Source organism: uncultured Bacteroides sp., assembly GCF_910586915.1.
Classification (GTDB): domain Bacteria; phylum Bacteroidota; class Bacteroidia; order Bacteroidales; family Bacteroidaceae; genus Bacteroides.
In genome coordinates this window covers 22,115-34,633 of the sequence record NZ_CAJULN010000028.1, presented here as the reverse complement: position 1 = coordinate 34,633, position 12,519 = coordinate 22,115, and the positions used below count along the sequence as shown (strand labels likewise).

Annotated in this window: 15 protein-coding genes; 5 read left to right on the top strand and 10 right to left on the bottom strand. The window is 43.3% G+C overall.

The window, feature by feature from the left end; translation table 11 throughout:
• Nucleotides 1-57 precede the first annotated feature (57 nt).
• The 8 genes from QZ331_RS10425 to QZ331_RS10390 form a co-directional block, all read right to left on the bottom strand.
• The gene (locus tag QZ331_RS10425) at nucleotides 58-576 is read right to left on the bottom strand and encodes a dihydrofolate reductase family protein (RefSeq protein WP_294630000.1); all 519 of its coding nucleotides are present in this window, start codon (nucleotides 574-576) and stop codon (nucleotides 58-60) included.
• A 398-nt stretch (nucleotides 577-974) separates the two neighbouring features.
• Entirely contained in the window at nucleotides 975-1,253 is a 279-nt protein-coding gene (locus tag QZ331_RS10420) for a helix-turn-helix domain-containing protein (protein WP_016276694.1), read from the bottom strand.
• Between the two features lie 12 nt (nucleotides 1,254-1,265).
• On the bottom strand, nucleotides 1,266-3,311 hold the full coding sequence (locus QZ331_RS10415; RefSeq protein ID WP_294629995.1) for an AAA family ATPase: 2,046 nt from the start codon (nucleotides 3,309-3,311) through the stop codon (nucleotides 1,266-1,268).
• On the bottom strand, nucleotides 3,274-3,633 hold the full coding sequence (locus tag QZ331_RS10410; RefSeq protein WP_294629993.1) for a helix-turn-helix domain-containing protein: 360 nt from the start codon (nucleotides 3,631-3,633) through the stop codon (nucleotides 3,274-3,276). The genes QZ331_RS10415 and QZ331_RS10410 overlap by 38 nt, the downstream gene beginning before the upstream one ends.
• 214 nt (nucleotides 3,634-3,847) lie before the next feature.
• Nucleotides 3,848-4,693, bottom strand: coding sequence for an RteC domain-containing protein (locus QZ331_RS10405; protein ID WP_294629991.1), 846 nt, complete (start codon nucleotides 4,691-4,693; stop codon nucleotides 3,848-3,850).
• A gap of 1 nt (nucleotide 4,694) precedes the next feature.
• Nucleotides 4,695-5,378 carry a 4Fe-4S dicluster domain-containing protein gene (locus tag QZ331_RS10400; RefSeq protein ID WP_104404246.1) on the bottom strand — a complete coding sequence of 228 codons (684 nt, stop codon included), beginning with the start codon at nucleotides 5,376-5,378 and terminating at the stop codon, nucleotides 4,695-4,697.
• Nucleotides 5,375-6,505 (bottom strand): GyrI-like domain-containing protein, encoded by a 1,131-nt coding sequence (locus QZ331_RS10395; protein ID WP_294629985.1) that lies wholly within the window; start codon nucleotides 6,503-6,505, stop codon nucleotides 5,375-5,377. The genes QZ331_RS10400 and QZ331_RS10395 overlap by 4 nt, the downstream gene beginning before the upstream one ends.
• A gap of 126 nt (nucleotides 6,506-6,631) precedes the next feature.
• Nucleotides 6,632-7,519, bottom strand: coding sequence for a radical SAM protein (locus tag QZ331_RS10390; RefSeq protein WP_294629983.1), 888 nt, complete (start codon nucleotides 7,517-7,519; stop codon nucleotides 6,632-6,634).
• Between the two features lie 157 nt (nucleotides 7,520-7,676).
• Between QZ331_RS10390 and QZ331_RS10385 the strand changes: the two genes are divergently transcribed.
• The 3 genes from QZ331_RS10385 (at nucleotide 7,677) to QZ331_RS10375 (ending at nucleotide 8,731) form a co-directional block, all read left to right on the top strand.
• The gene (locus QZ331_RS10385) at nucleotides 7,677-8,030 is read left to right on the top strand and encodes a helix-turn-helix domain-containing protein (RefSeq protein WP_122139664.1); all 354 of its coding nucleotides are present in this window, start codon (nucleotides 7,677-7,679) and stop codon (nucleotides 8,028-8,030) included.
• 79 nt (nucleotides 8,031-8,109) lie between these two features.
• The gene (locus tag QZ331_RS10380; protein WP_294629979.1) at nucleotides 8,110-8,409 is read left to right on the top strand and encodes a hypothetical protein; all 300 of its coding nucleotides are present in this window, start codon (nucleotides 8,110-8,112) and stop codon (nucleotides 8,407-8,409) included.
• 7 nt (nucleotides 8,410-8,416) lie between these two features.
• Nucleotides 8,417-8,731, top strand: coding sequence for a hypothetical protein (locus tag QZ331_RS10375; protein WP_294629977.1), 315 nt, complete (start codon nucleotides 8,417-8,419; stop codon nucleotides 8,729-8,731).
• A gap of 92 nt (nucleotides 8,732-8,823) precedes the next feature.
• Here QZ331_RS10375 and QZ331_RS10370 read toward each other — a convergent pair whose 3' ends face one another.
• Complete coding sequence (locus tag QZ331_RS10370) at nucleotides 8,824-10,209, bottom strand: GDSL-type esterase/lipase family protein (protein ID WP_294629975.1); 1,386 nt, start codon at nucleotides 10,207-10,209, stop codon at nucleotides 8,824-8,826.
• 236 nt (nucleotides 10,210-10,445) lie between these two features.
• Here QZ331_RS10370 and QZ331_RS10365 point away from each other — a divergent pair, with 236 nt between their 5' ends.
• Together QZ331_RS10365 and QZ331_RS10360 are read left to right on the top strand one after the other, a co-directional pair.
• The gene (locus QZ331_RS10365; RefSeq protein ID WP_294629973.1) at nucleotides 10,446-11,162 is read left to right on the top strand and encodes an OmpA family protein; all 717 of its coding nucleotides are present in this window, start codon (nucleotides 10,446-10,448) and stop codon (nucleotides 11,160-11,162) included.
• Between the two features lie 165 nt (nucleotides 11,163-11,327).
• The gene (locus tag QZ331_RS10360; RefSeq protein ID WP_294629971.1) at nucleotides 11,328-11,825 is read left to right on the top strand and encodes a DUF4251 domain-containing protein; all 498 of its coding nucleotides are present in this window, start codon (nucleotides 11,328-11,330) and stop codon (nucleotides 11,823-11,825) included.
• A gap of 7 nt (nucleotides 11,826-11,832) precedes the next feature.
• On the opposite strand, the gene QZ331_RS10355 is transcribed toward QZ331_RS10360, so the two are convergent.
• On the bottom strand, nucleotides 11,833-12,459 hold the full coding sequence (locus QZ331_RS10355) for a trimeric intracellular cation channel family protein (RefSeq protein WP_294629969.1): 627 nt from the start codon (nucleotides 12,457-12,459) through the stop codon (nucleotides 11,833-11,835).
• Nucleotides 12,460-12,519 lie beyond the last annotated feature (60 nt).

The following is a 12,519-nucleotide window of genomic DNA, read 5'->3' as shown; positions in this document are numbered from 1 at the left end:
AAAGTCGGGGCTTTGTGCATAAAAAAAGAGGTGTGCATTTTGACACACCTCCATTTTTTATACGCTCCCGCCAAACAGGTAGGTCGAACAGACCACCCCGTTATCCAGCACCCTGCTTTCCGAGAGTTTCCAATATGAGCCGAATGTTTCCCCAATAAAGCCGATGCCTTTGCCCGCCATGACCGGGACGGTGTATATCGTCAGGCTGTCCAGCAACCCGGCTTTAATCAATGAAGTAAGCAGCTTGCCACCGCCCACCACCAGTATGTCGGTTTTCTGTTTCAGTTCATAGACCCTTTGCAGCGGTTCTTCGGTCAGGAACTCCACGCCGCAGTCCGGCGTTACGTTAGTGTCGTAGTGTGACACCACAAAAGACCGTTTGCTTTTGTGCGGCCACCCGCCCCAGTGTTCAAAGATGTAGTTGTAGGTGTTCGCCCCCATAAGCAGGCAATCTGCATCCAAATAGTATTTGCCAACGATAGTTTTTACTTCATCGGGTAACCAATCCAGTTCCTTATCTAAGGTGGCTGTATGTCCGTCAAGAGATACGGCGATATGCGCTTTAATTTGTTTCATCCTATCAGGTATTAAACAGTTGATAATCTTTTTCAACCTATTCGTTGATACCTCAAAAAAGAAGCGTGAACTTACACTGCTCCACTATGAGGTACTGGCATACCCAAAGAAACGAAACAGGCAAGTCCACGCTATGACAAAGCATAGCATAGACATTGCGCTGAAAATCCCGTTTCTTTTGAAAAGTGCCAGTTTTCGTAGTGAGATATTCGGCGAACGAATATGTTATATATAATGACGATATTGCAGCCAAAACTGTTCAATCGCCGTTATTCTCTTATGTTACTTTTGCAAAAGTAGCGAAAATCACCGAAATAACCTTGCAAATAATAGAAATCCTGCCTTATTATCATAACAAGACAGGATTCAAGAAGAAAATATATGATATTGATTATCACTTAATCCATGCGTTCACGGATTAACTTGTGTATGTCACTTGCACGGTAGAAATATTTTCCGTCTAACGTCAAGTAAGGCAGTATTCCTTTCTTCCGGTAACGTTGCAAGGTTTTGGTACTCACTTTCAGCATAAAGCACAAATCCTGATTGTCAAGGAGTTTTTCACCGTTCAGATAATTGTGACCGCTTAACAGACGGTCTATCTTTTTGTCCTGCATATCGAGCCTATCCATAATACGCTCCATCCAAGCCACGAAGTTTTCTTTATCTATATACATAAGGCTACCGGATTAAATAAGACCTATCATAAAATAGCTTTGGTTCACCGGGTCTTTAATGATAATCTCCCGTTCACGCATAAAGCGGATATAACTCTTTGCGGTGCGTTCTTTAACATCCAAGACCTGCTGTAATTGTTCGCAAAGGTCTATATAAGTGATATGTGTCTGTCGCCCGAAAATGTCATGGGCAACGCCTACCAGTTCCCTTTCCTTGCGCTTCTCTTTTTCCTCACGGGGCTTCTCACCCTTGTACACGTGCATCCCGGCTTTCTTATCCCATGCAAAGAGCATCAGCGGCACGTCCAGCGGGCTTCCGTCCCTTACTTTCAGTGCTTTTACCACTGACTGGGCAGGTTCTTCGTCTTTCTCTATCGAAAGGATTGTAGCCGCCTTGCGCTGCAACTCGCTACCCAAATGTCCCCGCAGCTTCAAGCCGTTCGGAACGAAGTGCAGCACACAAAGAATACAGGTGTTGTAAATTCCCGCCAACCGATAAAGTTCATCTATCACCGCCATGCTTTCCGCTTCATCGTTGGCACTCTTAACAAGGTCTGCAATGCCGTCAATGACGACCAACTGGATGCCGCCGTACTGGTAATAGAACTTATCCATGCTCTGCACAATGGCGTTCAGGCGTTCCTTGCGTGACATACCCGTCAGGCAGAATGCTTTCAGTTCATCGGGTTTATCCGGCTGTTTGGCTCGTGCCAGCAGGTTGCTTACATTCTTGAACAGTTGCACTTCCGACTGTTCGGTGTCATAAAGCAAGACTGCCTTGTGCCTGCCGTTGGCGGTTATCTGTATGCCCAGTGTATCTATGTCCGCACCAACCGGACAGATACACCCTGCTACGATTGCGGCTACATAATTGCTCTTTCCCGTTCCCTCGCCCCCGGTGATGCCGAACAGGTTGCCTTGTGTTCCTAACGGAACGTCACCCGCCGAAATAATCTCTTGCGCTTTGGCTGGCGGGTTGTTGAAATCTATCTCGCATGATTTTAGCATAATTAGTGTGTCGCTATACAGGTTGTCTAAAAATTCTATAAACAGTTTCAGGAAATCTTCACGGGTGTTCCCGGCTTTGAAGTAGTCGGATATGTCCTTTTCCTCTTTCGTTCCCGAAAGTGGTAGCAGCAGACGTTTCACGCCAAATTCTTCCAATAGCTTTTCCTGCTTGCATGAACTTTCCCTGCCAGTCTTGTCCATGTCAAAGAGCAGGACGATGTGTTTGAAGCGGAACGTCAGCCGATAAACCAGCGTGGGCGGTATCGTCACCGTTTCGCTGTTGAAGCAGATAGCGTGAAAACCGTGTGCCGCCAGCGAAAGTACATCCTTCTCGCCACCCGTGATGAATAGCGTATCGCCTTTGGCGGGCAGTTGCTCCAGCCCGAAACAGTAGTTTTCGCCGAAGCTGCCGCCGTAGAGGAAACGGGGTGTGGAGAACGGGCGGTACAGCTTGATGTGCTGTCTGCCCTTGTAGCCGTACATGGGTTCTGTCACCGATGAAGTGTAGGCGTAGAGGTTCCCCTCTGCCGTTTCGCTGTGGTACTCCCGGAGCGAACAGACCTTGTAACGCTCCAGCAGTTCGGGTGTGATACCGTACTGTTGCCAATATACCAGTTCGGCAAGCGGAAACTTCTGCTCCCGAAACTGGTAGGGCTTGACGGTTTTTTCGGGTGTTTCTACGGGTTTGTCCGGCACTCCCCGGCGGACGGTTGCCGGGGGAATGGAAACCGTAGTGCCGGAAGCCAGCCCTAAGCCCAAATCCCGGTCGATGATTTCCAGTATCTCCACGAAGTCAGCCGCCCTATTGCAGTCCAGCCCCTTTAACTGCCCCACGAAGAAGAAACAATCGCCGCTATAATTGTCGTTACCGAAGTCTTTCATCTTGTACATACCGCTATGGCGGTCGAAGTAGATATTACAGGAAGCCTTGCTGTCCTCGTACAATGGGTTAAGGAAGTTCCGACCAATGCGCCAGTTGCCGGGCAGATAGTGTTTGAAAACAGACAATCCGTTATTTGTCCTGCTTAGAATTTCGTCTTTCTTTAGCATAAGCCTCATGATTTGCAACCAAATTACGCATACATTCATCATTACTTTTTATCAGCCGTTCTTCCAACAGGCGTTTTAATTCGCCTATTTTATAGTAACAACGTCCCCCAATGTTGGAATAGGCAATAGTGCCATTTACCCGTAAGCGTTGTAATGTACGGTCACTGATTTGAAGAAATGTACAGACCTCGTAACTATCCACCCAAATTTCATCTTCATTCGTTTTGTTTTCGTCCAAACGGTTAAAGATAAAGTTTGCTATGGTGGTAATCTTGTTGTCAAGTTCCTTATAGGCTTTTGACTCAAATGTTATTATCTCCATATTGCTAACTTATTGATTTACCGCAAAGTTCGGGAGAAGAAATAACCTAAAAGTCATGGTTATATCTATCATGGTATTACTTTTTTCAGGCTATTTTAGGGAAATATCGGCGTAAAAGCTCCCCAAAATGTTATTTTTCAAAGTATATTTCACCATAAAAAAAAGTACCATGTTGGGGTGAACATGGTACTTTTACATACTGAAATACAAAGTGTTATTTTATGTCATCTTCGTTCATCCGCTTAACAAGATTATCTATCAGATGATGAAGATACGCCGTCCGGTCTTTTCTCTCTTTCATGGCTATGTATGAAGCGTAATAATCCCCTAAATCAATGTGGAATATCGTGCTAAGGAAATTCATCATTTCTTTTATTTCCACGTTGCCATTGTTTATGTCGCCCGAAGATACAAGAGAATATCCCAGTTCGATAAGATATGACTTTTTGCCTGTGAAGCGGAACGGATATTTGAAGCATCTTTGTAGGTTATCTTCTATCTGATTATTCGTTACCAGTTTCACCAATCGCTTATTCAGATAAATGCGCAGCATTTCATTGGCAATAATCTTTGCCACTTTATAGTCATATCCAGTTGAGAAATTAGGGTCTTTGTCAAACTGTGCGCTATCGGTACATAACCGCAAATCTGCCTTTCCACGAACAAAATAATATTCATCGTACACAGTGGAGTGTGAACGGTAGTATTGATAAAAGTCCAAATTGCGATTGAAGAAATAGGTCAGATTATCCAGTTCCCGATTGATATAATTCCTAATCACTTCATCGCTACCATTAGGACATTGTGTTTCAATCTTGTATATCTTATAGAAGAATAGCAACCGACCGAGTATTTCCGGTTTCTGTGTCTTGAAAAATAAGATTTCGTCCTCTTTGGTTGGAAATATATAGGTTTGTATTTTAGTTCTCAAATCATCAAGAACCGTTTGCAGCTTATGTACCATTGAAAGAGAGGTTTCGATAATATCATAGCCGTAGAGGTCGATTTCGTCAATCTCTATGTCTATTTCCTGCAATATATTACCTATATACCCCTTCATCTTACTTCATAGTGATATGTCGTTTCATGTATGCCTTTGTTTTCGGGCAATAAACCAAACATTTCAAGCACGTAACACAGTCATAAACATTTACTATCTCATCCCTTGAAACATTCATGTCCCATACAACCCCGTTTAACGCTTTTTGTGGGCATACATCCCTGCATATATTACAATTACCGCATTGCGACGACTTGATTTCGTGTTCCATTATTGATAAAGGGGCATTTGTTAGGACAGAGCCAAGACATTGTGCCGCTCCATATTCAGCCGTGATGAACAGGTTGTTTTTGCCAATATAACCAGTACCACTAAGTACGGCAATGGTCTTATGTGGTAAAACGGATGTTTTTGTTGTGAAGTCAAATGTATTCTCGGTTATCAAGGCATTGTCGGACTGTGATAATGCTTTGTAACCTTTGCTGATAAGCCGCCCAGCCAGTTTGTCTGCAATCATTCCCACCCGTTTTTCTGCCTGTGCATATTCATCGCTGAGGGTATGCACATAATCGGGACTATCATGTACAGTTTTGATAAAATGTGGATTTATGGCAATTCCTATCAGTAGGGCGTAGGGAAAACCCCGGTTTTGTCGTATATCCAGCATGGAAATATCCACGAAGTGAACAAAATCGGCATTTTCATTTCTTAGCTGTTGTTCAATTTCCTTATTTAAGTCATTCATTTGTCCTTTCGCACAATAGGAATATAAATATCCGTTCTCAACTCCGAAACAGGGGTCTTTTCGGGAGTATTGAGATAGGTTTCAAATGTGTAAGGCTCCCGTAGCGCATATCCACTTGTCGGCAACCAATCAAGGTATATGTAACGATATACTCTGTTCAACTCGTGATATAACCCCTTGAATTGAAACACTGCATATTCTCCGGCTTCTATTTCATGAACAGAAAAGCCATTGGGAACGTTAAATGATTCCGTAACGGTTATACCCACCATGAAACGGGTTTGTTCTTCTGAAGAAATTAGCGGACAATCCAATGTAAGGCTTATAAATTTACAGCCACTTGACTGTAAACCGCAATTTTCAGAAAGACGTAGAATCTGTTTCCATAATACCGTAAAATCATGGTTTATATGTTCCGTCCATTCCAGTTTCAAACAGGCAATACGAACAGGCGGAACTTTCTCAATGCAAGGAACAATTTGCACCGGATACATTCCTGCGGGGTTAGCATTGGAATGTAGTTTACGAAATTCCGGTATCGTACACTTAAAATAACTTTTGAATGCCCTTGAAAGTGTATGTTTATTTTGGTAGTTTATGTGGCATAACAATTCTGTAACACTTATATCGGTTGAAATTAACTTGAAAGCGATATATTCCAATCTTAGCCGTTGAATGTAAAGCCCGACATTTTCACCACATACAGCCTTGAAAACACGCCGGAAATGGTATTTGGAAATACCTGCCGTTTGCGATAGGGCATCTAAACTAAGTTCCTCGAACAAATGGCGGTTAATGTATTCTTGTACCCTTACAATCAGCTCATATAACACGTGGGCTGTATTGATTTTTTGTTTCCACCGTTTTATTTCGGGAAGCCGTTTTGACATTACCTCTCTGATTTCCTGTGAAGTATAGGATATACCTACTTCTTTATAATACTCTTCGGGGAAAAGCCCCCAAAGGTAAATCAGATAGTCCATCGAGAAATCGTAGCCCTTGACACCATGCTTCAAACAATAGTCGCAATATTCCGCACTCGTATTTACCCCAAGATTATTGTTGTAGTCAATATCTAAGGGTATTCCGCAGGTTTGGCAATATTTGGTTTCTATATCTGTTTCCATTGTCGTTTCTATTATTGAGAGCAAAATTAATCAATATGTTACGAAGTTAGTTACCATAAATAGCTATTTTCTAAATGGAAGATAGCTATTTAAATGATTTACATAATTCTTTTATGTAATGAACTGTTACAGTGATTTAATGCTATCTCTATATTGTCTTAATTCTCCCTCTCCAATATTCTTTATTGCCAAATCTAATTCATTAAGTAGCCGAGCTTTATCATTAGGTATCATTCCGATAAACGGGACTGTGTTTGACACCGTATTTCCTAACAAAGTTGTTTCTATACAGAGCTTTGAAATGAAAGTCCGTAATTCTAACAACCGTTCGTGTTCGGTCGCTTCTATAAAATTACCACGCTTTATTTCTTCGTATAGTTCTGATTCGGGAAATACGGTCAGCGATACAAAGTTTATGGTAAAGGGGTGCAACTGATTGAACACATTGGCAGTATTGATAGCGTTCCGCTCACCCTTGCCTTTTCCTGCAAGCCCTGTCAGATATACGAAATTATATCTGATATTAGCTTCTTCCAGCTTCTTGCATTGCTCGATAATATCATTAGCCGAATATCCCTTGTTCATTACGGCCAATGTATCATCATCGCCCGATTCCGTTCCGATACTGATGCTGTCGAAACCTAAATGACGCAGGTTCTTCAGTTCTTCTACTGTTTTCGATTTAATGTCCGAAATACGGGCAAACATACCGATGCTTTCACAATAGCGAAGATATTTCCTGATTAAAAGACCTAAATCAAGCAACCTGTTATAACTTAACACAAATGGATTAGCCCCCGTTAAAAACACTCGCCGAGCTTTGGGCTGGTAACTTCGTATCACTTTCAAATCTTCTTCGACTTCCGTAATAGGAGATAGACGAAACTTTGTTCCGTGATACAAACTACAAAATTTGCACTTGTTGTGAGTACATCCGGCAGTTACCTGTAAGAGTTGGGAACTTGCTTCGTATGGTGGTCGCCATACTTGTCCCGTAAAATGTAATAGTTCCATATAATTATAAATTAAGCACTTGGAATTAGTTATTTTCCGTATTTTTGTAGTGCGAAGTTAGGATGTTCTTTTTTAAAAAAGAAGAACTGTACTATCTGTCAGCCACTTACGTTTGAGTTAGTTTTTCTCAATATCAATGTATTCAAGGACGGAAAAAATGCGAAAAAAGTTAGATTATGATTATTGTTCGGCTTCCCCTATACTGGAATGGTTGGGAGACAAATGGGCTTTGGTCGTTTTATTGAAGCTACACGAGAATGGAGTAATACGTTTCAACGAACTATATAAAACAATTCCCTCTATATCAGAAAAGATGCTATCTTCTGTTTTGCGGTCATTGGTAACGGACGGATTGGTAAATAGAAAAATATATCCCTCAGTTCCACCTAAAGTGGAATATTATGTATCAGAATTTGGAGAAACTTTAATACCTCATTTAAAGCAGTTGAAACAATGGGGACAAGAAAATTTTGAAACGATAATGGAGAATAGACGGAAAAATAAGTATTGAAATTTAGTGCAAGGTGCAGTGAGGCAAACAAAGTAAAAAATCAAAGATTACGCACATAAACATAACATCAATTGTGAATATGGACGATAAAAGAATAAGTCAGCCGATAAATAAACGGCAGGTATTTCTGCGATTCATGCGATATGTCGCTGTGGCAATAGTCACGATATGGTTGTTTGTTTTGATGATTGCATCGGCAGACGCAGACGATTTTTGGTATTATCTATTATTAGTTGCTGCACTGGTGGTATTCTTCATTACCATTCCTATCATCGGATTCTGGATTTATTCGTTTGTAAAGTCTGTCAGGGGACGTACCAAAACCGACAAGATATTGTTATGGTTTCACAGATGTCCCACAGTCCGATATTTTGAGTGAAACGGATATGAAGAATCTAAAACGAGAATTGGAAGAATTCTGCGGTTGTATAGGGATTGACATTAACAACTATTCAAATTCAGGCTATTCCACTCTGCTATTCAAACGTATCGGAATGGGAATGTATTCGTTCCGATTTTATGACCAACCCCTTACTCGTAACCAACAGGACAGTTTAAATGCCTACGAATATCTGATTGTCTATAACGATTCTATTGTCTTTGAGTATGCTGGAGGAGTTTCCGGCTCACAAACTTTTATCGGCAAAAAGGAATTTCTTGAGAAACGTAATGATGTCAAGATAAATAAAACCGACCGATAATCTATTTGGGATATGGGAGTTTTTTAAATACCCGGTCAGAACTCTTTTCGACAGAATTCCAACCGGGCTCTATGGCGATTATTACATTCCCGTTACTTCTTCAAGGCCTGATAAACGGCTTTCGCCATTATTTCGGCACCCGCTTCATTCGGATGAATCTTGTCCGGGAAGAGTTGGGGCATTCCGTCCATTGCCGTATGAAGGTCAATGACGGGCAGGTTATTTTTCTTAGCAACCTTCTTTATCATTGGGATAATCTCTTTCGAAATGACTTCATCGCTGATACCCGTACCGGTCAGATATGCTTTGGAAGGATAGCAGAGATAAATTTGAGGGTGGGCAGGCAATGCTTTGAAAGCATCCACCATTGTCTGTAAGTCTTTTGTAAAGTCCGCCTTGTGCTTCCAGTTGGACGATTTGCTGTCATTTGTTCCGAGCTTGATGACTACGACATCAGGGTTGAAGGCCAATGCATCCCGGAAGGCTTTTTCATTCATATAAGGACGGTCGCCCTTATTCAGTAAAGTGCGGGCACTCACTCCGAAATTTCTCACCCAATATGCATCCCCCATCATGCGTCCCAATACGGCAGGATAACTGTCGCGGTCGCGGTTCTTGATACAGACCCCGTATGTAATGCTATTGCCGATACAAGCCACACGGACAGCATCTTTATGAGGAACTTTGAAGCTGCGCAGCCAGGAAGTCAGCTCGTCCAACATTTCGTTCTTATAAAGAAAGCCCTCACGAATTCCCCATCCATGTCCGCCGGAAGGATAGATATGGAGGACAGCAGGTACGTTGTGTTTCTTCAGAGCCAGATAATAGTTCACGCCGTTGGCAGGGGGAACTGTCTTGTCGTCGTCGCTGTAAACGATGAAAGCACGCGGGGTCTCTTTGGTCACTTGCTTTTCATTGGAATATTGCGTTTCCAGTTCGGCAGAAGCATCCTTGCCCAAAAGGTTATTGCGCGACCCCATATGGGTATAAGATTTATCCATCGTGATTACGGGATAAAAGAGAATCTGGAAATCCGGACGGAGTTCGGGTTTGGCGTGAGTAGCAATCGTAGAGGCAAGATGACCGCCGGCGGAAAAGCCCATGATACCGATATCGTTCGGATTCAGGTTCCAGACATCGGCACTGTCGCGCACCATCTTCATGGCAGCTTCGGCATCCGACATAGGAAGCGTGCGGTCGCCTTTGGGCATACGGTATTTGAGAACAATCAGCGCAATACCTTGTTTGTTGAAATACGGTGCCCAGTCATACCCTTCGTGGTCAACAGCCAGGTGGGAATATCCGCCTCCGGGACAGGCTACCACCGCGCGGCCGGTTGCCAACTCCGGCTCCGGAAGGAATACACGCAATGAAGGTTGTTCGATATCAAAAGGTTTGGGAGCATTTTGAGCCACTACCCGAGAAGCTGCCAGCAAAAGAAACAGCAGGAAGAAAAGAGTCGAAAATTTCTGTTTCATAGTATCCATGTACTTTGTTTAATTAATAATTCGGACGCGCGAAGATAGTAATTTTTAATATTTCCGCCTCCATTTCGATTACAGAATTCCAATATGCAGGGAATAAAGGGACGTCCAAGTTATTTTAACTTAAAAAGTATGCGCTTGCCAAATAATATGTATCTTTGCGGTGTTATTATTGTGCGATATGAGTCGCACGAAACTATATTTTATTAACTAATAAAAACGTCAACATTATGAACAAGATGAAATTTATGGTTCTCTTTATGAGCATTGCCATGATATTCGGAAGTTGTGGAAGTATGAACAACACGGGTAAGGGAGCTGCCATCGGCGGTGGTTCGGGTGCTGCATTAGGTGCAATCTTAGGCGGTGTGATTGGTAAAGGCAAAGGTGCCGCTATCGGTGCTGCCGTGGGTACGGCGGTAGGAGCCGGAACCGGTGCCCTTATCGGCAAGAAGATGGACAAGGCTGCTGCCGAAGCAAAACGAATCGAGGGCGCACAAGTGGAACAGATTACAGACAACAACGGATTGCAGGCCGTGAAAGTAACGTTCGATTCGGGCATTCTTTTCACTACCGGCAATGCGAACCTGAGTGCAGGAGCCAAATCTGCCTTGAGCAAATTTGCCAACAATGTGCTTAACCAAAACCGCGACATGGACGTATCTATCTACGGATACACCGACAATCAGGGCTGGAAGAACAGTACTGCTGCACAAAGCCAGCAAAAGAACCTGAACCTGTCGCAAGAACGCGCACAGAGTGTATCCAGCTATCTGCTGAGTTGCGGTGTCACTCCCAACCAAATCAAAGGTGTACAGGGAATGGGTGAAAGCGACCCTATCGCAAGCAACGATACTGCAGCCGGACGCGAGCAGAACCGCCGTGTCGAAGTATATATGTACGCAAGCGAACAGATGATTAAAGAAGCGCAGGCGACTGCCAACTAAAACAGGTATTTTTCACCACAGAGGACACAGAGTCTCACAGAGTTCTTATTGTTTCATTGATACCCAATCAATATAATCCGATGTTACAAAGAAGAAAAAACTCTGTGAGACTCTGTGTCCTCTGTGGTGAAACGTCCTATATACAATAACCTAATTATACCGGATATGAAAACGAAGAAACAAATTCTAATGTTATTATTGGCCTTATCAACAGGGTTCCCTACCCTTTCGGCCCAGAGTAAAAAAGAGAAAAAGGAACAGAAGAAAGAAGCAGTGATGAAACTCGTCGCATCCGAGAATTACAAGATAGACGCACAGACTGCCCTGCCGATGCGCGGCCGTTCCATTCCCCTCTCCTCCTCCTATTCACTGGAAGTCAGAAATGATTCGGTCATCTCCAGCCTGCCCTATTTCGGACGTGCCTACAGCATCCCTTACGGCGGTGGGATGGGGCTGAATTTCAAGGCACCCATCAAAGAATATACAATGAAAACGGATAAGAAAGGAAATGCCGTTATCCGCTTCATTGCCCGCAATACGGAAGACAGTTATGAATTCAAGGCAAAAATATACCCCAACGGTTCGGCAAGCATAGATGTCAATATGCAGAACCGGCAATCCATCAGTTTCCAGGGAGAGTTGGATATGAAGGACAACGAATAGACCGCCGTCACTCTTCCTTCACCTCGTCGCCACCTTTCAATATAGGCAGGCAGATATGATATTTCACGGCCAAGATACGGGTCAGGAATACGGACGACCCGCCGATGAGCTGACATACGTACGGTTCAAGTCCGGCGACGTGGCAAAGCCAGTAGGCAATACCTCCCACCACACAAGCCATTGCGTAAATCTCCTTTCGGAATATCAGAGGAATCTCATTGATAAAGACATCCCGTATCACACCGCCTGCCGCTCCCGTGATACTACCCATGATGATTGCCACCCAGAAAGGATAGCCTAAGGCAATACTCTTGCCCACACCTACCACGGTGAACAGCGCCAGCCCGATGCTGTCGAAAATAAAGAACGTATTGTTGAGACGGATAAGCCAGCGTCCGAAGCAGATGACCCATAGCAGAGCCAGTCCCGTACAAATCAGATAAATGGGGTCTGTCATCCACCCGGGGGGGACATCGAGCAGAACATCACGGATAGTACCGCCACCGATAGCCGTGGCAAGTCCGACAACATAGGCTCCGAACCAGTCGAAACGCTTCGCCGAAGCCAGCCGGATACCACTAATAGCAAAGGCAAATGTGCCTATAAAATCAAGAATTTGAACGAATGTGGGCATATATTTGTTATTTTGTGTGCAAAGTAACAAATAAATTCCGGAAGAAAATGTACATTTGCT